Annotated in this window: 22 protein-coding genes; 9 read left to right on the top strand and 13 right to left on the bottom strand. The window is 68.0% G+C overall.

Annotated elements, in window-relative coordinates; translation table 11 throughout:
• Positions 1-62: 62 nt before the first annotated feature.
• The 4 genes from frr to rpsB form a co-directional block, all read right to left on the bottom strand.
• Positions 63-620 carry a ribosome recycling factor gene (gene frr / locus SCI24_RS06775; RefSeq protein WP_318724678.1) on the bottom strand — a complete coding sequence of 186 codons (558 nt, stop codon included), beginning with the start codon at positions 618-620 and terminating at the stop codon, positions 63-65.
• 4 nt (positions 621-624) lie between these two features.
• Positions 625-1392 (bottom strand): UMP kinase, encoded by a 768-nt coding sequence (gene pyrH / locus SCI24_RS06770; RefSeq protein ID WP_106231405.1) that lies wholly within the window; start codon positions 1390-1392, stop codon positions 625-627.
• A 115-nt stretch (positions 1393-1507) separates the two neighbouring features.
• Positions 1508-2377: a translation elongation factor Ts gene (gene tsf / locus SCI24_RS06765; protein ID WP_318724655.1), complete on the bottom strand. Its 870-nt coding sequence runs from the start codon at positions 2375-2377 to the stop codon at positions 1508-1510.
• A gap of 137 nt (positions 2378-2514) precedes the next feature.
• Positions 2515-3261, bottom strand: a complete 747-nt coding sequence (gene rpsB / locus SCI24_RS06760) for a 30S ribosomal protein S2 (protein WP_318724654.1) — start codon at positions 3259-3261, stop codon at positions 2515-2517.
• Between the two features lie 286 nt (positions 3262-3547).
• Here rpsB and map point away from each other — a divergent pair, with 286 nt between their 5' ends.
• The 7 genes from map (at position 3548) to SCI24_RS06725 (ending at position 11335) form a co-directional block, all read left to right on the top strand.
• Positions 3548-4339, top strand: coding sequence for a type I methionyl aminopeptidase (gene map, locus SCI24_RS06755; protein ID WP_282815809.1), 792 nt, complete (start codon positions 3548-3550; stop codon positions 4337-4339).
• 10 nt (positions 4340-4349) lie between these two features.
• Positions 4350-7031 (top strand): [protein-PII] uridylyltransferase, encoded by a 2682-nt coding sequence (locus SCI24_RS06750; RefSeq protein ID WP_318724653.1) that lies wholly within the window; start codon positions 4350-4352, stop codon positions 7029-7031.
• 144 nt (positions 7032-7175) lie between these two features.
• The gene (gene dapC / locus SCI24_RS06745; protein ID WP_318724652.1) at positions 7176-8381 is read left to right on the top strand and encodes a succinyldiaminopimelate transaminase; all 1206 of its coding nucleotides are present in this window, start codon (positions 7176-7178) and stop codon (positions 8379-8381) included.
• Positions 8375-8713, top strand: coding sequence for an arsenate reductase (locus tag SCI24_RS06740; protein ID WP_318724651.1), 339 nt, complete (start codon positions 8375-8377; stop codon positions 8711-8713). Before dapC ends, SCI24_RS06740 begins: the two co-directional genes overlap by 7 nt.
• 43 nt (positions 8714-8756) lie before the next feature.
• Positions 8757-9782 carry a 2,3,4,5-tetrahydropyridine-2,6-dicarboxylate N-succinyltransferase gene (gene dapD, locus SCI24_RS06735; RefSeq protein ID WP_318724650.1) on the top strand — a complete coding sequence of 342 codons (1026 nt, stop codon included), beginning with the start codon at positions 8757-8759 and terminating at the stop codon, positions 9780-9782.
• Positions 9769-10941: a succinyl-diaminopimelate desuccinylase gene (gene dapE / locus SCI24_RS06730; RefSeq protein WP_318724649.1), complete on the top strand. Its 1173-nt coding sequence runs from the start codon at positions 9769-9771 to the stop codon at positions 10939-10941. The genes dapD and dapE overlap by 14 nt, the downstream gene beginning before the upstream one ends.
• 7 nt (positions 10942-10948) lie before the next feature.
• A complete protein-coding gene (locus SCI24_RS06725) occupies positions 10949-11335 on the top strand; it encodes a hypothetical protein (RefSeq protein WP_318724648.1) in 387 nt (128 codons plus the stop codon).
• Between the two features lie 79 nt (positions 11336-11414).
• Here SCI24_RS06725 and SCI24_RS06720 read toward each other — a convergent pair whose 3' ends face one another.
• Positions 11415-11879, bottom strand: coding sequence for a cold-shock protein (locus tag SCI24_RS06720; RefSeq protein WP_318724647.1), 465 nt, complete (start codon positions 11877-11879; stop codon positions 11415-11417).
• Positions 11880-11980: 101 nt separating this feature from the next.
• On the opposite strand from SCI24_RS06720, the gene SCI24_RS06715 reads away from it, so the two are divergent.
• A complete protein-coding gene (locus SCI24_RS06715; RefSeq protein WP_318724646.1) occupies positions 11981-12226 on the top strand; it encodes a SlyX family protein in 246 nt (81 codons plus the stop codon).
• A gap of 158 nt (positions 12227-12384) precedes the next feature.
• Here the strand turns inward: SCI24_RS06715 and trxB are convergent, their stop codons facing one another.
• Positions 12385-13335, bottom strand: coding sequence for a thioredoxin-disulfide reductase (gene trxB, locus SCI24_RS06710; RefSeq protein WP_318724645.1), 951 nt, complete (start codon positions 13333-13335; stop codon positions 12385-12387).
• 56 nt (positions 13336-13391) lie between these two features.
• Positions 13392-13601: a CPXCG motif-containing cysteine-rich protein gene (locus SCI24_RS06705; RefSeq protein WP_318724644.1), complete on the bottom strand. Its 210-nt coding sequence runs from the start codon at positions 13599-13601 to the stop codon at positions 13392-13394.
• 185 nt (positions 13602-13786) lie between these two features.
• On the opposite strand from SCI24_RS06705, the gene acnA reads away from it, so the two are divergent.
• Positions 13787-16531, top strand: coding sequence for an aconitate hydratase AcnA (gene acnA / locus SCI24_RS06700; protein ID WP_318724643.1), 2745 nt, complete (start codon positions 13787-13789; stop codon positions 16529-16531).
• A gap of 239 nt (positions 16532-16770) precedes the next feature.
• Here the strand turns inward: acnA and SCI24_RS06695 are convergent, their stop codons facing one another.
• The 6 genes from SCI24_RS06695 to SCI24_RS06670 all read right to left on the bottom strand — a co-directional run.
• Positions 16771-18450: an NAD-dependent malic enzyme gene (locus tag SCI24_RS06695; protein WP_318724642.1), complete on the bottom strand. Its 1680-nt coding sequence runs from the start codon at positions 18448-18450 to the stop codon at positions 16771-16773.
• Between the two features lie 137 nt (positions 18451-18587).
• Complete coding sequence (locus tag SCI24_RS06690) at positions 18588-19796, bottom strand: YeeE/YedE family protein (protein ID WP_318724641.1); 1209 nt, start codon at positions 19794-19796, stop codon at positions 18588-18590.
• Positions 19797-19925: 129 nt separating this feature from the next.
• A complete protein-coding gene (gene trpS, locus SCI24_RS06685) occupies positions 19926-20951 on the bottom strand; it encodes a tryptophan--tRNA ligase (RefSeq protein ID WP_318724640.1) in 1026 nt (341 codons plus the stop codon).
• 277 nt (positions 20952-21228) lie between these two features.
• The gene (gene ald / locus SCI24_RS06680; RefSeq protein ID WP_318724639.1) at positions 21229-22344 is read right to left on the bottom strand and encodes an alanine dehydrogenase; all 1116 of its coding nucleotides are present in this window, start codon (positions 22342-22344) and stop codon (positions 21229-21231) included.
• Positions 22345-22573: 229 nt separating this feature from the next.
• Complete coding sequence (locus SCI24_RS06675; protein ID WP_318724638.1) at positions 22574-22897, bottom strand: DUF2007 domain-containing protein; 324 nt, start codon at positions 22895-22897, stop codon at positions 22574-22576.
• A gap of 3 nt (positions 22898-22900) precedes the next feature.
• Positions 22901-23570, bottom strand: a 670-nt coding sequence (locus tag SCI24_RS06670; protein ID WP_318724637.1) for a class I SAM-dependent rRNA methyltransferase, incomplete at its 5' end; no start/stop codon positions are given.

Below are 23570 nucleotides of genomic sequence, written 5' to 3'. Positions count from 1 at the left end.
CGCGGTTCGCCGAGGGGCGATCCGTCGCCGGCGGCGCCGCTCGCCGGTGCCGCCCGCCGTCATCAGACCTGCATCAGGTCGTGTTCCTTGGACTCCAGCGCCTTGTCGATCTCGGCGACGATGCTGTCGGTGAGCTTCTGGATCGCCTCCTCGGCCTGGTGCTGCTCGTCCTCGGTGATCTCCTTCTCCTTGAGCAGCGACTTGAGATCGCCGTTGGCATCGCGACGCACGTTGCGCACCGCCACCCGGGCGTGCTCGGCCTCCTGGCGGGCCTGCTTGATGTAGCCCTTGCGCGTCTCCTCGGTGAGCATCGGCATGGGCACGCGGATCACGTTGCCGGCGCTCGCCGGGTTGAGGCCAAGATCGGAGGTCATGATGGCCTTCTCGATCTTGGGCACCATCTGCTGCTCCCAGGGCACCACGCTCAGGGTCCTGGCGTCCTCGACGTTGATCGAGGCCACCTGGTTGAGCGGCACCTGGCTGCCGTAGTACTCCACGGTCACCGCATCCAGGATGCTGGAGTGCGCCCGACCGGTACGGATCTTGTTGAAGTTCTGGTGAAGGGCCTCGAGGCTCTTCTTCATGCGACTCTGCGCATCCTTCTTGATGTCGTCGATCACTGTCTCACCCTCTGTCAATCAGCGTGCCTTCCTTGCCACCCACCACCAGGTTCAGCAGGGCACCCGGCTTGTTCATGTTGAAGACCCGCACCGGCATGTCATGGTCCCGCACCAGGCAGATGGCGGTCAAATCCATCACCCCGAGCTTCTGGTCGAGCGCATCATCATAGGTCAGCTGCTCGTACTTGACCGCATCGGGGTGCTTGACCGGGTCCTTGTCGTAGACCCCGTCGACCTTGGTGGCCTTCACCACCACGTCGGCATCGATCTCGATGCCGCGCAGGCAGGCCGCGGAATCCGTGGTGAAGAAAGGGTTGCCAGTGCCGGCCGAGAACAGTACCACGTCGCCGGAGGTCAGGTAGCGGATGGCGGTACGGCGGTCGTAGTGCTCCACCACGCCACTCATGGGAATCGCCGACATCACCCGCGAGCGGATGTTGGAGCGCTCCAGGGCGTCGCGCATGGCCAGGGCGTTCATCACCGTGGCCAGCATGCCCATGTGGTCACCCGTGACCCGATCCATGCCCGCCTCGTGCAGGGCCGCCCCACGGAAGAGGTTGCCGCCGCCGACCACGATGCCGACCTGGACGCCGATCCCCACCAGCTGGCCGATCTCCAGCGCCAGGCGATCCAGCACCTTGGGGTCGATGCCGAACTCGGCATCCCCTGTCAGGGCCTCGCCGGAGAGCTTGAGCAGGATGCGCTTGTACTTGGACACCTCGGCGCGGGTCTTCTCGGGCTTGCTGGGGGCGGGGTGATCGGCACTGGTCATGGGGTATCTCCCGGGTTCTCGACGCTTGGGACCTGGTGGATGGCCGGATTCACCGGCCGGATACGCGAAGGCGTGCGCTCGCGCGCACGCCATCTTCACACTGGAACCTGCGACCTCAGCTGCGCTTGGCCTGTTCCATCACTTCCTTGGCGAAGTCGACCTCTTCCTTCTCGATGCCCTCGCCCACCTCGAAGCGGGTGAAACCGACCACCTCGCCGCCGGCCGCCTTGACGAACTCGGCCACTGACTGGTCCGGGTTCTTGACGAAGGGCTGCTCGGTCAGGCTGTTCTCGGCCAAGTATTTCTTCAGGCGGCCCTGGACCATCTTCTCGGCGATCTGCTCGGGCTTGCCGGCCATGTCGGGCTGGGCCAGGATGATCGCCTTCTCGGCGTCCAGCTGCTCCTGGGGCATGTCCTCGGGACGGGCCACGGCCGGGTTGATGGCGGCGACGTGCATGGCGACGTCCTTGGCCACCTCGGCGTTGCCGCCCTTGAGCACGGTCAGCACGCCGATGCGGCCACCGTGGACGTACTCACCGACCAGGTTGCCCTCGCCGGCCTCGACCACGACGCTGCGACGCACGCCGATGTTCTCGCCGATCTTCTGCACCAGCTGCTCGCGGGCGGTCTCGAGTTCGCCGTCCATGACGGCGGCCACGTCCTCGCTCTTGGCGGCGAAGAAGGCATCGGCGATCTTCTCGGCGAAGGCCTTGAAGTTGTCGTCACGGGCGACGAAGTCGGTCTCGGAGTTGATCTCGACCATCACGCCGTAGCTGCCGTCCTCGGCCACGCGGGTGACCACGGTGCCCTCGGCGGCGGTGCGGCCGGCCTTCTTGGCGGCCTTGAGGCCGGAGTTCTTGCGCAGGTTCTCGATGGCCTGCTCGATGTCACCATCGGTCTCGGTGAGTGCCTTCTTGCACTCCATCATGCCGAGCCCGGTACGCTCGCGCAGTTCCTTGACCTGGGAGGCGCTGATAGCTGCCATGGTAGTGTCCTCTGAATGGTTCGACCTGGAATGGGTAGCGGAAAGAAGAGAAGAAAGGGGGCCTGAGCCCCCTTGCGCCTGTCCGGCGTGCCGCCACCGGCGTGGCGGCACGGCGACCGGCCCAGGCGGGCCGACGATCACTCGGCGGCGGCGTCGCTCTGGCTCTCTTCGGCCTCGGTGACCTCGACGAACTCGTCGGGACGACCTTCCTTCGCACGGGCACAGGCGTCGGCGATGGCCTTGACGTAGATCTGGATGGCGCGGATGGAGTCATCGTTGCCCGGGATCACGTAATCGACGCCATCGGGGTCGGAGTTGGTATCCACCACGCCGATGACCGGAATGCCCAGCTTGTTCGCCTCGTTGATGGCGATGCGCTCATGGTCGACGTCGATCACGAACAGGGCATCGGGCAGGCCGCCCATTTCCTTGATACCACCCACGGACCGCTCGAGCTTGTCCTGCTCGCGGGTCGCCATCAGCACTTCCTTCTTGGTCAGCTTCTCGAAGGTGCCGTCCTCGTGCATGGTCTCGAGGTCGCGCAGGCGCTTGATGGAGACGCGGATGGTCTTGTAGTTGGTCAGCATGCCGCCGAGCCAGCGGTGGTTGACGAACGGCTGACCGACGCGGTTGGCCTCTTCCTTGATGATCTTGCTCGCGCTGCGCTTGGTGCCGACGAACAGGATCTTGTTGTTGGCCGCTGCCATCTTCTCGACCACGTCGATGGCCTCGTTGAGGGCCGGCAGGGTGTGCTCGAGGTTGATGATGTGGATCTTGTTGCGCGCGCCGAAGATGTACTTGCTCATCTTCGGGTTCCAGTACTTGGTCTGGTGACCGAAGTGAGCGCCTGCCTTCAGCAGGTCACGCATATTGACGTGTGCCATGGATGACTCCTGGAAAATCGGGTTAGGCCTCCACGCACCCCATGGATCCGACCGTCGGAGCGACCCGACAGCACCCGGGACCATGTGACGGTGCATGTGTGATTTCAAGGCATTGCATTGATGATTGAACGCGCTTCCGGGTTATCGCCGAGGCGCCGACGGGTCGGCCGGCTCCGCGATTGCAGGAAAGCGCGCAGCTTTATACCATGGATGGCCTCCGAGATGAAGTCGTCCGATGCTCGAGCCCGCCGTAATCCGGGCGACACCACCCCTGATCCGAGATTCCATGAACGTACCCATCAAGACGCCCGACGAGATCGAGAAGATGCGCGAGGCGGGCCGCCAGGCCGCCAGCGTGTTCGAGATGATCATCCCCCACGTGAAGGCCGGCGTGAGCACCGGCGAGCTGGACCGGCTCTGCCACGACTATATCGTCGATGAGCTGGGCTCCACCCCGGCGCCGCTCGACTACCACGGCTTTCCCAAGTCGATCTGCACCTCGATCAACCACGTGGTCTGCCACGGCATTCCCGATGACGCCAAGAAGCTCAAGAAGGGCGACATCATGAACATCGACATCACCGTGAAGACCGCCGACGGCTATCACGGCGATTCCAGCATGATGTTCATCATCGGCGAGACCATCCAGGGCGAGCGCCTCTGCCGAGTCACCCAGGAGTGCCTCTACCGCAGCATCGCCCTGGTACGCCCGGGCGTACACCTCTCGGAACTGGCCCGCGCCATCCAGTCCCACGCCGAGGCCAACGGCTACTCGGTGGTGCGCGACTTCTGCGGGCACGGCATCGGCGCCGGCTTCCACGAGGATCCGCAGATCCTCCACTACGACGGCTATGCCCCCGAGGCCGACATCGCCCTCGAGGAGGGCATGTGCTTCACCATCGAGCCGATGATCAACGTCGGCGACCATCGCACCAAGGTGCTGCGCGACGGCTGGACCGCCGTGACCAAGGACAGGAGCCTGACCGCCCAGTGGGAGCACACCCTGCTGGTCACCGCGACGGGCGTGGAGGTGCTCACCGCCCGCCACGACGAAGACCTCTCCTTCCTCGACCGCTGAGTCGATCGCCATGCTCCTGCACCACTATCGCTTCGTCCCCGACGAGAGCCTCTTCGATGTCGAGGCCTTCCGCACCGAGCTCGCCGGCGAGCGCTCGCCGATCGCCCCCTTCAAGGCGGCGCTGCGCGGCATCCAGGCCCGCCTCGACGAGCGCTTCCGCGCCGGCGCCGACATCCGCGACCTGGTGCACGGCCGGGCCTGGTGCCTGGACCGCCTGCTGGCCATCGCCTGGGAGCAGCACGCCTGGCCCGACGAGGGGGTGGCGCTGCTCGCCGTGGGCGGCTACGGCCGCGGCGAGCTGCACCCCCACTCCGACATCGACCTGCTGCTGCTGCTCGAGCAGGACGACGACACGCCCTATCGCGAGCCGCTGACGGCCTTTATCACCTTCCTGTGGGACATCGGCCTGGAGATCGGCCACAGCGTGCGCTCGCTGGCCGACTGCGAGCGCGAGGCCGAGGCTGACGTGACGGTGATCACCAACCTGCTCGAGACCCGCACCCTGGCCGGGCCCGAACACCTGCGCGAGGCGATGCAGGAGCGCCTGTCCACCGACCGGATGTGGCCGGCGGACCGCTTCTTCGAGGCCAAGTGGCAGGAGCAGATCAGCCGTCACTACCGCTACAACAACTCCGAGTACCACCTCGAGCCCAACATCAAGAGCTCGCCGGGCGGGCTGCGCGACATCCAGATGATCGGCTGGGTGGCCAAGCGCCACTTCGGCACCCAGCGCTACGAGGACCTGGTCGCCGGCGGCTTCATGAACGACCCGGAGCTGCGCATCCTCAGCCAGGGCCAGGCCTTCCTGTGGCAGGTGCGCTACGCCCTGCACATGCTCACCGACCGCGCCGAGGACCGCCTGCTTTTCGACCACCAGCGCACCATCGCCGAGCTCTTCGGCTATCGCGACACCCCGGAGCGCCTGGCGGTGGAGCAGTTCATGAAGCGCTACTATCGCCATGTCACGGCGCTGGCCGGGCTCAACGACATGCTGCTGCAGCATTTCGACGAGGCGATCCTGCACGCCGGCGAGGCGCTCACCACCGTGCCCCTCAACGAGCGCTTCGAGATCAAGGGGGGCTATATCCAGGCCCGCTCGCGCCATGTCTTCCGCCGGCGCCCCTCGGCACTCCTCGAGCTCTTCCTGCTGATGGCCGAGCACCCGGAGATCGAGGGGGTGCGTGCCGACACCATCCGGCTGATCCGCGACCACCGCCACCAGATCGACGACCTCTATCGCGACGACCTTCGCCACCAGAGCCTGTTCATGGCCCTGCTGCGCTCGGGCGGCAACGTGGCCCGCCAGCTGCGGCGCATGAACCGCTACGGCGTGCTCGGCAAGTACCTGCCCGAGTTCGGCCAGGCGGTGGGACTGATGCAGCACGACCTCTTCCACATCTACACGGTGGACGCCCATACGCTGCGCCTGCTCAAGTGCATCCACGGCTTCCGCAAGCCCGAGGCGAAGGAGGAGTTCCCGGTCGCCGCCAACCTGATCCACCAGCTGCCCAAGCTGGAGCTCTTGTGGATCGCCGGCCTCTACCATGACATCGGCAAGGGGCGCGGCGGCGACCACTCGACCCTGGGCGCCCGGGATGCCGAGGCCTTCTGCGAGCGCCACGGGCTCTCCAGCCGCGACACGCGCCTGGTCAGCTGGCTGGTGGAGCACCACCTGATGATGTCCATGGTCGCCCAGAAGCGCGACATCACCGACCCCGACGTGATCGCCGAGTTCGCCCGCCTGGTGGGCGACGAGACGAGGCTCGACTACCTCTACGTGCTGACGGTGGCCGACATCAACGCCACCAACCCGACCCTGTGGAACGGCTGGCGGGCCTCGCTGCTGCGCCAGTTGCACAGCGAGACCAAGCGCGCCCTGCGTCGCGGCCTGGAGAATCCCCTGGAGCGCGACGACTGGGTCCGGGAGACGCGCAGCGAGGCCCATTCGCTGCTCGCCTCGGTGGGCGCCGACATGGCCCGGGTCGACCGGCTCTGGGAGTCGCTGGGCGAGGACTACTTCCTGCAGTACGCGCCCAGCGAGATCGTCTGGCAGACCCAGGGCATCCTCGACCATGGCGACAGCCAGCTGCCGCTGATCCTGATCAACGCCCCCACCGACGACATGGCCGAGGGGGGCACCAAGGTGTTCATCCACACCCGCTCGGTGGACGACCTCTTCGCCGCCACCGCCGCCGCCATGGACCAGCTGGGGCTGTCGATCCACGACGCCCGAATCGCCACCTCCAGCAGCGACTGGACGCTGAACACCTTCATCGTGCTGGACGACCACGGCCAGGCGATCCGCGACCGCGAGCGCATCGAGGAGATCCGCCGCCACCTGGTGGAGGAGCTCGACGACCCGGACGACTACCCGCAGATCGTCACCCGGCACACCCCGCGCCAGCTCAAGCACTTCCGGGTACCCACCGAGGTCAGCATCGAGCAGGACCCGGCCAACGAGCGCACCCTGCTCGAGCTCGTCGCGCCCGACCGACCCGGCCTGCTGGCGCGGGTGGGACGCATCTTCATGGAGCAGGACATCGCGCTGTCGGCGGCCAAGATCGCGACCCTCGGCGAGCGGGTCGAGGACGTCTTCTTCATCACCGACAAGGCCGGGGCACCGCTCACCGACCCGGGACGCCAGCAGCGCCTGCGCGAGCGCCTCATCGAGGTCCTTGCCATCCCCGGCTGACGCAGCCCGCCGGGCCGGCGTTTGAGGCCGCCCCGGGGCTTCCCTATAATCGACGCCCTGCCCGCCCGCGCGCCGCCGGCACGCGGGCCACCAACGACAACGACGCCGGACGCTTGCTTCTGTCCCAGGCGCATCTGGACCGCCATGAATCCCGACCTCGACGCGCTCATGCCCTACCCCTTCGAGAAGCTCGCCGCCCTCAAGGCCGGCGTGACGCCGCCCGAGGGACTCACGCACATCCCGCTGACCATCGGCGAGCCCCGTCTCGCGCCCTTCGCGGCGGCCCTCGAGGCGCTCACGGCCCACCGCCAGGACTTCGCCCGCTACCCCGCCACCGCCGGGACGGCCGAGCTGCGCGCGGCGATCGCCGGCTGGGCGAAGCGACGCTTCGCCCTGGAGGGCCTCGACGCCGAGACCCAGGTGCTGCCGGTGAACGGCACCCGGGAGGCGATCTTCGCCTTCGTCCAGGCGGCGCTGGACCGCACCCGACCGGCCAGGGTGGCGATGCCCAACCCCTTCTACCAGATCTACGAGGGCGCCACCCTGCTCGCCGGCGGCGAGCCGCTCTACCTGGATGCCACGGTCGAGAGCGGCTTCCGGCCGGACCTTGACGGGGTGCCCGCCGAGACCTGGCGCGATGTCCAGCTGGTGTTCCTCTGCTCGCCGGCCAACCCCACGGGCGCGGTGACGCCGCTGGCCGAGTTCGAGACGCTCATCGCCCTGGCCGATGAGCACGACTTCCTGATCGCCTCGGACGAGTGCTATTCGGAGCTCTACCTGGACGAGGCCGCCCCGCCGCCGGGGCTGCTCGAGGCCTGCGCGCACCTCGGTCGCCACGACTACCGGCGCTGCCTGGTGTTCCACTCCCTCTCCAAGCGCTCCAACCTGCCGGGGCTGCGCTCCGGGTTCGTGGCCGGCGACGCCGAGCTCATCGCCCCGTTCCGGCGCTACCGCACCTATCACGGCTGCGCCATGTCGCTGCCCGTGCAGCAGGCCTCGATCACCGCCTGGCACGACGAGGACCACGTGCGCGCCAACCGCGACGCCTACCGCAAGACGTTCGCGGCGGTGACCGAGGTCCTCGCCCCGGTGATGGACTTCCCCGCCCCCGAGGCGAGCTTCTACCTGTGGCCGGCGGTGCCCGGCGGGGACGACGAGACCTTTACCCGCGCGCTCCATGCGGAGACGAACGTCAGCGTGCTGCCCGGCAGCTACATGGGTCGGGTCGGCAGCAGCGGCACCAACCCCGGCAGCGGCCGACTGCGCCTGGCACTGGTCGCCGAGGTCGAGGCCACGGTGGAGGCCGCCTGGCGCATCCGCCACTTCATCGAGAGGAGTCCCCGATGCTGACGCTCTACGTGATCAAGAACTGCGACACCTGTCGCCGCGCCCGCAAGGCCCTGGACGGCAGGGGCCTCCCCTACCAGGTCCATGACCTGCGCGAGGACGGCCTCTCGGCCCCGCTGCTGGAGCACATCCTGCACCGGGTGCCGGTCATGGAGGTGCTCAACAGGCGCAGCACCACCTGGCGGGAGCTCGATGACGAGGAGAAGGCCGACATCGACGCCAACAAGGCCCGCGAGCTGATGCTGGCCCACCCCACCCTGCTCAAGCGCCCGCTGCTGGATACCGGCGACGAGATCCTCGTCGGCTACCGCGACGGCGACTACGACTCACTCTAGGGCCCGCCAGGCCCTCCCCCACGCTTCCAGAGGACACCATCCCATGCTGAGCTTTGCACTCGGAATCGGCACCCAGAACACCCAGGGCGACTGGCTGGAGATCTACTACCCGGCCCCGCTGCTCGACCCCGAGGCCGGCCTGGTAGCCGCCGCCGCCAAGGTCCTCGACGCCCCTGCCGGCAACGCCGCGGTCAGCTTCCTGCCCGAGCAATGCGCCGAGCTGGCCGGCGCGCTGAAGGCCGCCGGCCACGAGGAGCAGGCCGAACTCGCCGAGTCCCTGGCCGCGAGCCGGCGCCCGCTGGTGGCCATGTTCCTGGACGTGGACACCCCGCCCCAGAGCGCCCCGGAGGTCTACCTGAAGCTGCACCTGCTCTCCCACCGCCTGGTGAAGCCCCACGGCCTGGACCTCACCGGCATGTTCGGCCTGCTGCGCAACATCGCCTGGACAAGCGAGGGGGCGATCGACGTCGAGGAGCTGCCGGCACGCCGCCTCAAGGCCCGCCTGGAAGGTCGAGCGCTCTCCGTGGACTGCGTCGACAAGTTCCCCAAGATGACCGACTACGTGGTGCCCGCCGGCGTGCGCATCGGCGACACCGCCCGGGTCCGCCTGGGCGCCTATCTCGGCGAGGGCACCACGGTGATGCACGAGGGCTTCGTCAACTTCAACGCCGGCACCGAGGGGCCCGGCATGATCGAGGGGCGCATCTCCGCCGGCGTGATGGTCGGCAAGGGCTCGGACCTCGGTGGCGGCTGCTCCACCATGGGCACCCTCTCCGGCGGCGGCAACATCGTCATCAAGGTGGGCGAGGGCTGCCTGATCGGCGCCAATGCCGGAATCGGCATCCCGCTGGGCGACCGCTGCACCGTGGAGGCCGGGCTCTACATCACCGCAGGGGCCAAGGTCACCCTGCTCGACGACCAGGGTCAGGAGGTCGAGACCGTGGCCGCCCGCGAGCTGGCCGGCCAGGATGACCTGCTGCTGCGCCGCAACTCGCAGAACGGGCGCATCGAGTGCCTCACCAACAAGAGTGCCATCGCGCTCAACGAGGCGCTGCATGCCAACAACTGAGCCGACCGCGCTCTCCCCGACCCTGCAGCTCGCCTTCGAGCTCATCCGGCGCCCCTCGGTGACGCCGGATGACCTGGGCTGCCAGGCGCTGATGATCGAGCGCCTCGAGGCGCTCGGCTTCCGGGTCGAGCGCCTGCCCTTCGGCGACGTGGAGAACTTCTGGGCGACCCGCGGGCACCACGGGCCCCTGCTGGCCTTCGCCGGCCACACCGACGTGGTGCCCAGCGGTCCCCATACCCGCTGGGACTTCCCGCCCTTCGAGCCGTGCATCGACGAGTCAGGCATGCTGCGGGGCAGGGGCGCCGCTGACATGAAGGGCAGCCTGGCGGCGATGGTCACGGCGGTGGAGCGCTTCGTGAACGCCCACCCGGACCACCACGGGCGGATCGGTTTCCTCATCACCTCCGACGAGGAGGGGCCGGCGGTGGACGGCACCCGGGCCGTGGTCGAGCACCTGCGCGAGACCCACGACCGGCTCGACTACTGCATCGTCGGCGAACCCTCCTCCACCGACCGCCTCGGCGACGTGATCAAGAACGGTCGACGCGGTTCGCTGGGCGGGGTGTTGCATGTCAGGGGCGTCCAGGGCCATGTGGCCTACCCGCACCTGGCGCGCAACCCCATCCACCAGGCGCTGCCGGCGCTGGACGCCCTGGCGCGGGAGCACTGGGACGCCGGCAACGCCTTCTTCCCCGCCACCAGCTTCCAGGTCTCCAACATCCGCTCGGGCACCGGCGCCACCAACGTCATCCCCGGCGATGTCGAGGTGGTGTTCAACTTCCGCTTCTCCACCGAGGTGACCCACGAGCAGTTGCAGCGCCGCACCGAGGCGCTGCTGGAGGCCCATGGCCTCGACTACCACCTGGACTGGACGCTCAACGGCGAGCCCTTCCTCACCGCCGAGGGCGAACTGGTGGAGGCCGCCGTCAGCGGCGTGGAGGATGCCCTGGGGCACCGCCCCGAGCTCTCCACCGCTGGCGGCACGTCGGACGGTCGCTTCATCGCCACCCTGGGCAGCCAGGTGGTCGAGCTCGGCCCCTGCAATGCCACCATCCACCAGGTCAACGAGCGGGTGCTGGCCTCGGACCTCGATGATCTCAGCCGGGTCTACGAGGCGATCCTCGCCAGACTCTTCGTCAACGGCACGGCACGGCCCTGAGGCGCCCATGCAATCCTACCCCGATATCGAGATCTACCTGGCCCACTGCGACATCGCGCGCCTGGATGGCTGGCTCCAGCAGGCCATCGGCGCCGAGCCGCTGTCGCCCGCGGGCAAGCGCCAGTGGCGTACCCTCGGCCGCGCCGCCGCCGGCGAGGTGCCGGTGCTGGTGGTGGAGAAGGCCGCCGACGGCTTCGCGAGCCTGTGGCTCGACAGCCCGGAGACCCCCTGGGCGACCGACGCGGCCTGCGCCCGGGAAGCCGCCGCCCGGCTGGGCTGCGAGGTGCGCTGTTCGCTGGGCGGCTGGCAGCCAGGCGACGACCCGGACCGCTTCCTGCAGGTGCTGCCCGACGGCACCGAGCAGGCGATCGACTGGCCCGACTCGGGGCAGTGAGCCAAAACGACATCGCCCCGCAGGTGCGGGGCGATGTCATTGGCAGTAAGGAAAAGGAGCCGAGCGCAGGGGCTTCGATTCACTTAATCACGGTGACGTCGTCGGCCTGGAGCCCCCGCTCGTTCTGGATGACGTGGTAGCGCACCTTCTGGCCCTCGGCCAGGGTGCGGTGCCCCCGCCCGCGGATGGCCCGGAAGTGCACGAAGACATCCTCGCCGTCGTCACGGGTGATGAAGCCATAGCCCTTGTTGACGTTGAACCACTTGACCTCGCCGATCTCGCGATCGTCGTCCTCGACCTCGGCCAGGTTGACCAGCTGGGGCGTCAGGGCGTTGACCGCCAGGGTGGCGACCAGCAGTACCAGGAAGACGGCGGCGGCGGCGGCGAAATAGACCACGGCCACGCCACCAACCTGGAGGCTGGAAAACAGCTCACGGGACAGCACGCCGCCGGTGAGATGGACGAACAGGGCAATCAGCAACGGGGCCGGCGCGGCCAGCAGCAGGCTGATGAGACTGCAACGAAACACGACCTTTCGATTCATGGACCTGTAAGACTCTCTTGTCGGGGTGAAAGGAAGAAAGAAACCATCATGATCATGAAGGTGTCACGATGAACGGCGACACCCAACGCGAGGATTCTACCATGAGCACCGATACGACGCCTGCCGAGCTGGCACGGCGCCTCGAGGCCCTCGAGAGCCGTATCGCCTACCAGGAGCACTGGCTCGACACCCTGGACGCGGCCGTGGCCGGCCAGGAGCAGCGGCTATCGCAGCTCGAACGGCTCAATGCGCTGATGACGGAACGGCTGCGCGACCAGCAGCGGGCGCTGCAGGAAAACGACACGGCGACGCCTGGCCCCGAGGACGAGGTGCCGCCGCACTACTGACCCAAGTGGCAAGTGGCAAGTGGCAAGGGGCAAGGAGCAAGGAGCAAGGAGCAAGGAGCAAGGAGCAAGGAGCAAGGAGCAAGGAGCAAGGAGCAAGGAGCAAGGAAAGGGTATCAGGCATAAGCAATGGTCCTTGTTCCTTGCTCCTTGTAACTGGTTTACAGCTCGTCCAGGTAGCGCTCGGCGTCCAGCGCGGCCATGCAGCCGGTGCCGGCGGAGGTCACGGCCTGGCGGTAGACGTGATCCATCACGTCGCCGGCGGCGAACACGCCCGGCACGCTGGTCGCGGTGGCATTGCCGGCGAGGCCGGACTGGACCCGGATGTAGCCGCCGGCCATCTCGAGCTGGCCCTCGAAGATGCCGGTATTGGGGCTGTGGCCGATGGCGATGAAGAGCCCGGGCGCCTGGATCTCCTTGGTCTCGCCGGTCTCGGTGGACTTGAGGCGAACCCCGGTCACGCCGCTGTTGTCGCCCAGCACCTCATCCAGGGTCTGGTTCCACTCCAGCACCACGTTGCCGTTCTCGGCCTTCTCGAACAGCTTGTCCTGGAGGATCTTCTCGGCGCGCAGGCTGTCCCGGCGGTGCACCAGGGTCACCTTGGAGGCGATGTTGGAGAGGTAGAGCGCCTCCTCCACGGCGGTATTGCCGCCGCCCACCACGACCACCTCCTGGTTGCGGTAGAAGAAGCCGTCGCAGGTCGCGCAGGCCGAGACCCCCTGCCCCATGAACTTCTGCTCCGACTCGAGGCCCAGGTAGCGTGCACTGGCGCCGGTGGCGATGATCAGGGCATCACAGGTATAGGTGCCGCTATCACCCTTGAGCGTGAAGGGGCGATTGCGCAGTTCCACCTCGTGGACATGGTCGAAGAGCACCTCGGTATCGAAACGCTCCGCATGGCGCTTCATCCGCTCCATCAGTTCCGGCCCCTGGACGCCGGACTCGTCTCCCGGCCAGTTGTCCACGTCGGTGGTGGTGGTCAGCTGGCCACCGGCCTGGATGCCGGTGATCAACAGGGGCTTCAGGTTGGCGCGGGCCGCGTAGACGGCCGCGGTGTAGCCGGCGGGGCCGGAGCCCAGGATGATCAGGCGTTCGTGACGCGCATCGCTCATGGAGGACCTCGTAAAGGATCGAGTTGAATCGGGTGGGCGACGCCCGGCGGGAGAGCCTACAGCACTTCGTCGTCACTCCCCAGGGTCACCTGGAAGGCGCTCTCGTCCTGCAGGTCGACATCGACACGTACCTGGATAGGCTCACAGCAGACATGGCAATCCTCCCAGGTGATGTGACTGCCCTGGCTCGGGTCGACCAGCAGGTCGAAGGGGGCATCGCAGTAGGGACAGTGCACGCGGCGCGACATCAGCTGTTCTTCGTGCATCCGGCTTCCCGTGACCATCATGCCGTATCGCAGCAATATGAGGGGACGGGGTCGGCATTTCAAGGGCGTCCGACCGTCACGCTCCCCGGGCGGCGCTTGAAAAGGCCAACTATCATGACCATGTCATCAGCAAGGTACCAGGATGGTGCCCTCACTCCCCGCGATGCGAAAGGAGGACAGACAGCATGAGCAACGAGTCCACACCGGATACCCTGCAGACGCTGGACGCCGGCGGCACGACCTACCACTACCACAGCCTGGCGAAGGCCGCCGAGGCGCTCGGCAACATCGACCGACTGCCCAAGACCCTGAAGATCCTGCTGGAGAACCAGCTGCGCTTCGCCGATGACGAGAGCGTCTCCCGCGAGGACATGCAGGCGCTGGTCGACTGGCAGCAGCAGGGCCACTCCGACCGCGAGATCGGCTATCGCCCGGCGCGGGTGCTGATGCAGGACTTCACCGGCGTGCCCGGGGTCGTCGACCTGGCCTCCATGCGCGCCGCGGTGGAGTCCCTGGGCGAGGACCCGGCCCGCATCAACCCGCTGTCGCCGGTGGACCTGGTCATCGACCACTCGGTGATGGTCGACAAGTTCGGCAACCCCACGGCGTTCAAGGACAACGTGGCCATCGAGATGGAGCGCAACCACGAGCGCTACGAGTTCCTGCGCTGGGGCCAGCAGGCCTTCGACAACTTCCGCGTGGTGCCGCCCGGCACCGGCATCTGCCACCAGGTCAACCTCGAGTACCTGGGCAAGACCGTCTGGAGCAAGGAGCAGGACGGCAGGACGCTGGCCTACCCGGACACCCTGGTGGGCACCGACTCCCACACCACCATGATCAACGGCCTGGGCGTACTGGGCTGGGGCGTGGGCGGCATCGAGGCCGAGGCGGCCATGCTGGGCCAGCCGGTCTCGATGCTGATCCCCGAGGTGGTGGGCTTCAAGCTCACCGGCAAGCTGCGCGAGGGCATCACCGCCACTGACCTGGTGCTGACAGTCACCGAGATGCTGCGCAAGAAGGGCGTGGTGGGCAAGTTCGTCGAGTTCTACGGCGACGGCCTCAAGGACCTGCCGCTGGCCGACCGCGCCACCATCGCCAACATGGCCCCGGAGTACGGCGCCACCTGCGGCTTCTTCCCGGTGGACGACGAGACGCTGACCTACATGCGCCTCACCGGTCGCGATGACGCCCAGCTGGCGCTGGTGGAGGCCTACAGCAAGGCCCAGGGGCTGTGGCGCGAGCCCGGCGACGAGCCCATCTTCAGCGACACCCTGGCGCTGGACATGACCGAGGTCGAGGCCAGCCTGGCCGGCCCCAAGCGGCCCCAGGATCGGGTGGCGCTCAAGGACATGAAGTCGGCCTTTGCCAAGGTGATGGAGGATGACGGCAAGCCGCTCTCCACCACCGAGAAGGGCAAGCTGATGTCCGAGGGCGGCCAGACCGCCGTGGGCGTCGAGGAGAGCTACGAGCACCACGACAGCCAGGACGTGGACCTCGACGGCGAGGCCTTCCGGCTGAACCCGGGGGCCGTGGTGATCGCCGCCATCACCTCCTGCACCAACACCTCCAATCCCAGCGTGATGATGGCCGCCGGCCTGCTGGCCCGCAAGGCCCGCGAGAAGGGGCTGCACACCAAGCCCTGGGTGAAGACCTCCCTGGCGCCGGGCTCCAAGGTGGTCACCGACTACCTGGTCGCCGGCGGCGTGCAGGATGACCTCAATGCCCTGGGCTTCAACCTGGTCGGCTATGGCTGCACCACCTGCATCGGCAACTCCGGCCCCCTGGCAGGCCCCATCGAGGAGGCCATCGAGGAGGGCGACCTGACCGTGGCCTCGGTGCTCTCGGGCAACCGCAACTTCGAGGGCCGGGTGCACCCGCTGGTCAAGACCAACTGGCTCGCCTCGCCGCCGCTGGTGGTGGCCTACGCGCTGGCCGGCAACGTCCAGCTCGACCTGAGCCGCGACCCGCTGGGCACCGACCATCACGGCAAGCCGGTCACCCTCAAGGACATCTGGCCCAGCCAGGCGGAGATCGCCGAGGCCGTGGAGCAGGTCAACACCGAGATGTTCCGCAAGGAGTACGCCGAGGTGTTCGACGGCGACGAGACCTGGAAGGCCATCGAGGTGCCGCAGAGCAAGGTCTACCAGTGGTCGAAGGACTCCACCTACATCCAGCACCCGCCCTTCTTCGAGGGCATGGGGCGCACGCCGCCCGCCATCGAGGACGTCAAGGACGCCCGGGTACTGGCCATGCTGGGCGACTCCGTGACCACCGACCATATCTCGCCGGCCGGCGCCATCAAGCCCGACAGCCCCGCCGGGCGCTACCTGCTGGAGCGTGGCGTGAAGCCGGTGGACTTCAACTCCTACGGCTCACGGCGCGGCAACCACGAGGTGATGATGCGCGGCACCTTCGCCAACGTGCGCATCAAGAACGAGATGCTCGATGGCGTGATCGGCGGCGAGACCCGTCACGTGCCCTCCGGCGAGCAGATGGCGATCTACGACGCCGCCATGCGGTACCAGGAGGAAGGCACGCCGCTGGTGGTGATCGCCGGCAAGGAGTACGGCACCGGCTCCTCCCGCGACTGGGCTGCCAAGGGCACCCGCCTGCTCGGCGTGCGGGCGGTGCTGGCCGAGTCCTACGAGCGCATCCACCGCTCCAACCTGATCGGCATGGGCGTGGTCCCGCTGCAGTTCCCGGAAGGCGAGAGCCGCAAGACCCTGGGCCTGACCGGCGACGAGACGGTCTCCATCGAGGGGCTCGGTGAGCTCACCCCGGGCGGCAAGGTCAAGGTGACCATCACCTCCGACAAGGGTGAGAAGAAGCTCGAGGCGCTGTGCCGCATCGATACCGCCAACGAGCTGGAGTACTACCGCCATGGCGGCATCCTCCACTACGTGCTGCGCAAGATGATCGGCGCGGCCTGATCATGACGGCGTAAGCCGTCACACTTCGCCTCAGCAAAAGGCCCCGCCGGGATACCGGCGGGGCCTTTCTCAATTCATTGCATAGTGCTTCTGATTCATGTCACGAGCGAAGATAGGCTGGCCGCCGCCGGAGCAGAACAACCGGAGTTGACAGGCTGCTCAATGAGGATTGCGACGGTCCGACGCTTCGGCACCGCCGGCGGCCAGGATATCGAGCGCAGTAATGAATCAGTGCACTATCAGAAGGAGCGGCGGCGATAGCGCCGGTACTCCGGCGTCCAGCTGCTGCGCTCGATGGCCTCGCGCAGCTTGATGCCGTTGGTCTTCAGCGCCACGCCTTCGCCCTGGGCCTGGGCGGCCACGTCGAAGGCGATCGCCTTGGAGAGCTCGCGGATCTTGGAGAGCGCCGGCAGCAGGGCCCCCTCCCCCTGCTTGACCAGCGGCGCCTCGCGGGCCAGCGCCCGGGACGAGGCCATCAGCATGGCGTCGGTGACGCGCCTTGCCCCGGCGGCCACCACGCCCAGGCCGATCCCCGGGAAGATGTAGGCGTTGTTGCACTGGGCGATGGGGATGCGGCGGCCACCGTACTCCACCGGCGGGAAGGGGCTGCCCGTCGCCACCAGGGCCTGGCCGTCGGTCCAGCGGATCACGTCCTCCGGCACCGCCTCGGCCCGGGAAGTGGGGTTGGAGAGCGGCATGATCAGCGGCATCTCGCAGCCCGCGTGCATGGCACGCACCACCTCCTCGGTGAAGATGCCCGGCATGCCGCAGACCCCGATCAGCACCGTGGGCTCGATGCGCCGCACCACCTCGAGCAGCGACTGGCCGTCCCAGCCGGCCACCATCCCGGGGTCGTGGGCCAGCCGGCCCTGGAAGTCGCGCAGCCAGGCCTGCTCGGAGGTGACCAGCCCCTCGCGGTCGACCATGTAGATGCGCGAGCGCGCCTCCCGCTCGGTCAGGCCCTCGGCCTGCATGGCCACCACCACCTGCTCGGCGATGCCGCAGCCGGCGGAGCCCGCACCGACGAACACCACCTTCTGCTGGCCGATGCCCTCGTCGCGGGCCTGGCAGGCCGCCATCAGGGTGCCCACCACCACCGAGGCGGTCCCCTGGACATCGTCGTTGAAGCAGCAGAGCTCGTCGCGATAGCGGTCGAGCAGCGGCAGGGCATTGGCCTGGGCGAAGTCCTCGAACTGCAGCAGCACCCCCGGCCAGCGGCGCTTCACCGCGGCGATGAACTCCGCCATGAAGGCATCGTACTCCTCCTGGGAGACGCGCCGGTGGCGCCAGCCCATGTACATGGGGTCGTCGAGCAGCGCCTGGTTGTTGGTGCCCACGTCGAGCATGATCGGCTGGGTGTAGGCCGGGCTGATGCCGCCGCACGCCGTGTAGAGCGCCAGCTTGCCGATGGGGATGCCCATGCCGCCGATGCCCTGGTCACCGAGCCCCAGGATGCGCTCGCCGTCGGTGACCACGATGACCTTGACCTTGTCCTTGGTGGAGCTGCGCAGGATGTCATCCATGCGGTCGCGGTCCGGGTAGGCGATGAACAGCCCGCGGTGGTTGCGGTAGATGTTTGAGAACTCCTCGCACGCCTTGCCGACCGTGGGGGTGTAGATGATCGGCAGCATCTCCTCGAGGTGCTCCGAGACCAGCCGGTAGTAGAGGGTCTCGTTGTCGTCCTGGATGGCACGCAGGTAAATGTGCTTGTCCAGGTCGCTCCGGCACTGCCGGTACTGTCGATAGGCCCGTTCCGCCTGCTCCTCGATGGTCTCCACATTCTGCGGCAGCAGGCCGATCAGGTTGAACTCCAGGCGCTCCTCGCGGGTGAAGGCACTGCCCTTGTTGAGAAGCGGCATCTCGAGCAGCGGCGGGCCGGCATAGGGGATGTAGAGGGGACGCTTTTGGTCGATGGTCATCTCTCGCCTCGATACGGTGACTGGAACGGGCCGTTGGCGCTCTGTCGGCACCTTGCCGCCAACTCTAGCACGCCGCAAACGACGGCGCCCCGGCCTGGGGCCGGGGCGCTGCAGTGCGATGCGGGCGGAGTTGCGATTCAGCAGCCCTTGGCCACGGGGCGAGAGGCCCGCTCCCCCGTGAAGAAGAAGGGACGCAGCTTCACCCCGAGCATGTTGCCGGCGAAGGCGGCCACCAGCCACACCCAGCCATGCAGGCTGCCCGAGGCGATACCGCTGAAGTAGGCGCCGATGTTGCAGCCGAAGGCCAGGCGGGCCCCGTAGCCGAGCAGCAAGCCGCCGATCACTGCCGCCAGCACGGAACGTGCCGGAATGCGGAAGTTGGGCGCGAACTTGCCCGCCAGCGACGCCGCCACCAGTGCCCCGAGCAGGATGCCGATGTTCATCACGCTGGTGATGTCGCGCCAGATGGTCGCCTCCAGGGCCGCCGCATTCCACGAGGACTGCCAGTAGCCCCACTGGCTGACGTCGCCGCCGAGGGCCTCGAAGCCCTTGGCGCCCCACAGCGCGAAGGCGGAGGTGATCCCCCAGGGGCGACCGGCCAGCGCCAGGGTGGCGAAGTTGAGCAGCGCCAGAGCCACGGCCCCGGCCAGCAGCGGCCAGGGGCCGGTGAGCCAGCGAAGGTTGCCGGCATCGATCGTCGGGGCCCGCTCCAGCTGGCCGTGGCGGCGCCTCTCCATCACCACGGTGAAGGCGGCAATGGCAGCGAACAGCGCCAGGCTGATGGCGATCCCGCCTCCCGTGCCTGCGGTCTTGACCAGCGACACCGGCTGGAAGGCGGGCAGGTCCTGCCACCAGGTGAAGTGGGCGGTGCCGATCAGCGAGCCGACGATGAAGAACAGCAAGGTGATCAGCATGCGGGCGTTGCCGCCGCCGGCGGTGAACAGGGTGCCGGAGCCGCAGCCGCCGCCGAGCTGCATGCCGATGCCGAACAGGAAGGCGCCAACCACCACCGAGATGCCGATGGGGGCCACGAAGCCATACACCGACTGGCCGAAGAGGCTGCCCGCCCCCAGTGCCGGGAAGAACAGCAGCACGGCGAGGGTCAGCATCACCATCTGGGCGCGCAGGCCGCGGCCACGCCGCTCTGTGATGAAGACCCGCCAGGCGGCGGTGAAGCCGAAGGCGGCATGGTAGAGCACCATGCCCAGCAGTCCGCCCACCACCATCAGCACACCGAGGCGCGCACCGAAGGCGGCACCCACGGCCAGGGCACCCAGCAGCAGGGCTCCGGCTGCCACGGCGAAGACGGAGAGTCGGGGACGTTGGGTCAGGGCGAGTTCACTCATGGCGTGTTCTCTCGAGGTCGTCAGGGGCGGGGAGCCCGGATGACCGGCCATGGTAACGACCCCGAATAAGCACGTAAAAGCATTTAAACGAAAGAATCAATCACTGAAAGGAATAAATCGGGACGCGCCTCAGACGAAGCGCCCGAGCCCCACCGCCTGGCGCAGGCGGTCCATGAGGGGTGCCGCCTCGGCTCGGGCCCGCTCGGCCCCCTTGACCAGCAGCTGCTCGATATGGCCGGGGTCCTCCATCAGCGCCTGGTAGCGCTCGCGCGGCTCGCGCAGCTGCTCGTTGAGCAGTTCGAAGACGCGGTTCTTGGCCTCGCCCCAGCCGATGCCATTGGCGTACTCGCCACGCATGGCCTCGGTCTCGTCGGCCGTGGCGAAGGCCGAGTAGATCTGGAACAGGGTACAGCTCGAGGGATCCTTGGGCTCGCCGGGCTCCAGGGAGTTGGTCTTGATCTTGCGGACCAGCTTCAGCAGCTTCTTCTCGGAAACGAACAGCGGGATGGTGTTGTTATAGCTCTTGGACATCTTGCGGCCATCCAGGCCGCCCAGGACCTCCACCCGCTCGTCCACCACGGCATCGGGCAGGGTGAAGTACTGCCCCTTGTAGAGGTGGTTGAAGCGTCCGGCGATGTCGCGGGCCATCTCGATGTGCTGGATCTGGTCGCGCCCCACCGGCACCTTGCTGGCGTTGAACATCAGGATATCGGCGGCCATCAGTACCGGGTAGCCGAACAGCCCCATGGTGATGCCCTTGTCCGGGTCCTGGTTGCCGGCGGCCTCGTTCTCGGCCACCGCCGCCTTGTAGGCGTGGGCGCGGTTCATCAGCCCCTTGGCGCAGACGCAGGAGAGCATCCAGGTCAACTCGGGGATCTCGGGTACGTCCGACTGGCGATAGAAGATGGCGTTGTCGGTATCCAGGCCCAGCGCCAGCCAGGTGGCCGCGATCTCCAGGCGCGACTCCTGCACCCGGCGCGGGTCCTGGCACTTGATCAGCGCATGCAGGTCGGCGAGGAAGTAGTAGGACTGGACGCTCGGGTCCTGGCTCGCGGCGATGGCGGGCTTGATCGCCCCCACGTAGTTGCCCAGGTGAGGGGTGCCGGTGGTGGTGATGCCGGTGAGAACGCGGGTCTTCTCGGGAGCTGCACTCATGGGGAAAGCGGACTCTGCTGTTCGGAAATGGCCGCTATGGTAACGCGAGGCCCCGGTCAAGGCGACCGGGGCCCGCACCAGAGCGATCGCAGCCAGCTCAGTTGCGATAGCGAAAGGCGCCGGGGACAGGCCGATGAGGGAGTCCTATGCCAGGGATGGCATCGGTAGCGCCCAAGGAGGGGTTCACAGCGCCCCCTCGACGGTGCGGCGCTCCGGGGCCTGTCGCCGGGAAAGCCTTGAGCGGTGTTGCCATCGGCGATCGTCCTGGGCCTGTCCACTACCCCAGCAGATCGGCAGGCTCGACAAAATCGAGACCGAAGGCCTCGGCCACCGCCTGGTAAGTCACCTGGCCGGCGTGGACGTTAAGGCCGGCGGCGAAGTGGGCGTCGTCGGCCAGCGCCTGCTGCCAACCCTTGTCGGCCAGCGCCGTGACGAAGGGCAGGGTGGCGTTGGTCAGTGCCTGGGTGGAGGTGCGCGCCACGGCGCCGGGCATGTTGGCCACGCAGTAGTGGACGATCCCGTCGACGAGGTAGGTCGGGTCGGTATGGGTGGTGGCCCGGCTGGTCTCGAAGCAGCCGCCCTGGTCGATGGCCACGTCCACCAGCACGCTGCCGGGCTTCATCTCGGCGAGCATCTCGCGGGTGATCAGCTTGGGAGCGGCGGCCCCCGGGATCAGCACGGCACCCACGATCAGGTCGCACTCGCGCACCGCCTCGTCGATGGCATCGGCGGTGGAGAAGACCGTCTTCATGCGGCCCTGGTAGCGGTCGTCGAGGGTCTCCAGGCGCGGGATCGACTTGTCGAGCACCGTGACCTCGGCGCCGAGGCCCAGCGCCATGCGGGCGGCATTCTCGCCCACCACGCCGCCGCCAATGACCGCAACCTTGGCCGGCGCCACGCCGGGCACCCCGGGCAGCAGCACGCCGGCGCCGCCCTGGGCCTTCTCCAGGCTGTGGGCGCCAGCCTGGATGGCCATGCGCCCGGCCACGGTGCTCATCGGCGCGAGCAGCGGCAGGCCGCCCTGGCGGTCGGTGATGGTCTCGTAGGCGATGCAGGTGGCGCCGCTCTCCATCAGGCCTCGGGTCAGCGACTCCTCGGCGGCCAGGTGCAGGTAGGTGAAGAGGGTCTGGCCGGCCTTGAGGCGTGCGACCTCCTCGGCCTGCGGCTCCTTGACCTTGAGGATCAGCTCGGCGCCCTCCCAGACCCTGGCCACGTCGGCCTCGAGGCGCGCCCCGGCGGCCTCATAGGCGGCGTCCGCGAAGCCGGCACCCTCGCCGGCGCCGGCCTGCACCGTGACCGTGTGGCCGCGACCGACCAGTTCCCGGGCGCCGGTGGGGGTGAGGGCGACACGGTACTCGTGGTTCTTGATCTCCTTGGGCACGGCGATCTGCATGGTGTTCTCCTGGGCTGTTGTTGGGTGGCTTTCCTCCCCATTACAGCACAGGCAGTCCATACACGAAGAGTCCACGCAGAAGAACGGAAAATATCGACACAGCAGGACTTTCTGACCGGAATTTTTTCTTCGTGCTACCACCCCTGCAGGAAACCCCGCCATCCCACACCAGGGTGAGGGGCCGGACGGTGCTCTCGCCAGGGCAGAAACCGCCAGGCGCCGGGCCGTGTCAGGGCTCTCGAGGGGTACCACAGTTCCAGCAGGTGTCGAAGGCGCCCTCGAGGCGCTCCCCGCAGCCCGGGCAGGTCCACGCCGAGCGGTCACTCCTGCCCTCCAGGGCCTGGCGGATCAGGGCCTCGGCCCGCGCGAGGTTGTGGGGCGCCACCCACACCTCCGGCTCGCACTCCCCCAGCGGCAACTCACCGGCGCCACCGCCCAGGGTCAGGTTGCGCAGTTCCGCGGGAATGCCGGCCGCGGTCAGCACGTTGTGCACGTGGCTGACCAGCAGCGCGTTGGAGTGGGCGAAGGCGCGAACGTAGCCGGGGAGCACCATGCGCTAGTCCCGGAAGACGCGCACGCCCAGGGCCTTGAGGTAGGAGGTCTCGGGAATCGCCGGATGGACGGGGTGGTCCGGTCCCTGGTGGCCCTGGAAGAGGATCTGGCCCTGGCGGTCCTGATGACGCACCGCCCCGCGCACCACGTCGACCAGGCGCTCCGGGGCCAGGTGCATGGAACAGGAGGCCGAGAGCAGCAGGCCGTCGCGCCCCAGCAGGCGCATCGCCTCGCGGTTGAGCTTGCCGTAGGCCCGTTCTCCGTTGGGGATGTCCTTGCGCTTGCGGATGAAGGCGGGTGGATCAAGGATCACCACGTCGAACTCCTCGCCCTCGGCCTTGAGGGCCGCCAGGACCTCGAAGGCATCGCCCTCGCCCACCGCCACCTGCTCGTGCAGGCCGTTCAGGGCGGCGTTCTCGGCGACCCGCTCCAGTGCCGGGCCGGAGGCATCCACGCAGAGCACCTCGCGGGCGCCGTTGGCCGCGGCCTGCACGCCCCAGCCTCCCACGTAGCTGAACAGGTCCAGCACCCGCTTGCCGGCCACCAGGCCGTTGAGCCAGGCTCGATTGACCCGGTGATCGAAGAACCAGCCGGTCTTCTGCCCGTCGAGGACCGGGGCGACGAACCGCACGCCGTTCTCCTCCATCAGCACACGGTCGGGCAGCTCCCCCTTG

The sequence above is a fragment of the Halomonas sp. genome (genome assembly GCF_033549285.1).
In the GTDB taxonomy this organism is placed as follows: Bacteria; Pseudomonadota; Gammaproteobacteria; order Pseudomonadales; family Halomonadaceae; genus Halomonas.
The sequence above is the reverse complement of the archived record's forward strand: the minus strand, read 5'-3'. Positions and strand labels throughout refer to the sequence as shown.

Excerpts from the sequence above, each read along its gene's own strand:
- pyrH (WP_106231405.1), bottom strand. The coding sequence starts at position 1,392 with ATGACCAGTGCCGATCACCCCGCCCCCAGCAAGCCCGAGAAGACCCGC.
- tsf (WP_318724655.1), bottom strand. The coding sequence starts at position 2,377 with ATGGCAGCTATCAGCGCCTCCCAGGTCAAGGAACTGCGCGAGCGTACC.
- rpsB (WP_318724654.1), bottom strand. The coding sequence starts at position 3,261 with ATGGCACACGTCAATATGCGTGACCTGCTGAAGGCAGGCGCTCACTTC.
- map (WP_282815809.1), top strand. The coding sequence starts at position 3,548 with ATGAACGTACCCATCAAGACGCCCGACGAGATCGAGAAGATGCGCGAG.
- SCI24_RS06750 (WP_318724653.1), top strand. The coding sequence starts at position 4,350 with ATGCTCCTGCACCACTATCGCTTCGTCCCCGACGAGAGCCTCTTCGAT.
- dapC (WP_318724652.1), top strand. The coding sequence starts at position 7,176 with ATGAATCCCGACCTCGACGCGCTCATGCCCTACCCCTTCGAGAAGCTC.
- SCI24_RS06740 (WP_318724651.1), top strand. The coding sequence starts at position 8,375 with ATGCTGACGCTCTACGTGATCAAGAACTGCGACACCTGTCGCCGCGCC.
- dapD (WP_318724650.1), top strand. The coding sequence starts at position 8,757 with ATGCTGAGCTTTGCACTCGGAATCGGCACCCAGAACACCCAGGGCGAC.
- dapE (WP_318724649.1), top strand. The coding sequence starts at position 9,769 with ATGCCAACAACTGAGCCGACCGCGCTCTCCCCGACCCTGCAGCTCGCC.
- SCI24_RS06725 (WP_318724648.1), top strand. The coding sequence starts at position 10,949 with ATGCAATCCTACCCCGATATCGAGATCTACCTGGCCCACTGCGACATC.
- SCI24_RS06720 (WP_318724647.1), bottom strand. The coding sequence starts at position 11,879 with ATGAATCGAAAGGTCGTGTTTCGTTGCAGTCTCATCAGCCTGCTGCTG.
- SCI24_RS06715 (WP_318724646.1), top strand. The coding sequence starts at position 11,981 with ATGAGCACCGATACGACGCCTGCCGAGCTGGCACGGCGCCTCGAGGCC.
- trxB (WP_318724645.1), bottom strand. The coding sequence starts at position 13,335 with ATGAGCGATGCGCGTCACGAACGCCTGATCATCCTGGGCTCCGGCCCC.
- SCI24_RS06705 (WP_318724644.1), bottom strand. The coding sequence starts at position 13,601 with ATGCACGAAGAACAGCTGATGTCGCGCCGCGTGCACTGTCCCTACTGC.
- acnA (WP_318724643.1), top strand. The coding sequence starts at position 13,787 with ATGAGCAACGAGTCCACACCGGATACCCTGCAGACGCTGGACGCCGGC.
- SCI24_RS06695 (WP_318724642.1), bottom strand. The coding sequence starts at position 18,450 with ATGACCATCGACCAAAAGCGTCCCCTCTACATCCCCTATGCCGGCCCG.
- SCI24_RS06690 (WP_318724641.1), bottom strand. The coding sequence starts at position 19,796 with ATGAGTGAACTCGCCCTGACCCAACGTCCCCGACTCTCCGTCTTCGCC.
- trpS (WP_318724640.1), bottom strand. The coding sequence starts at position 20,951 with ATGAGTGCAGCTCCCGAGAAGACCCGCGTTCTCACCGGCATCACCACC.
- ald (WP_318724639.1), bottom strand. The coding sequence starts at position 22,344 with ATGCAGATCGCCGTGCCCAAGGAGATCAAGAACCACGAGTACCGTGTC.
- SCI24_RS06675 (WP_318724638.1), bottom strand. The coding sequence starts at position 22,897 with ATGGTGCTCCCCGGCTACGTTCGCGCCTTCGCCCACTCCAACGCGCTG.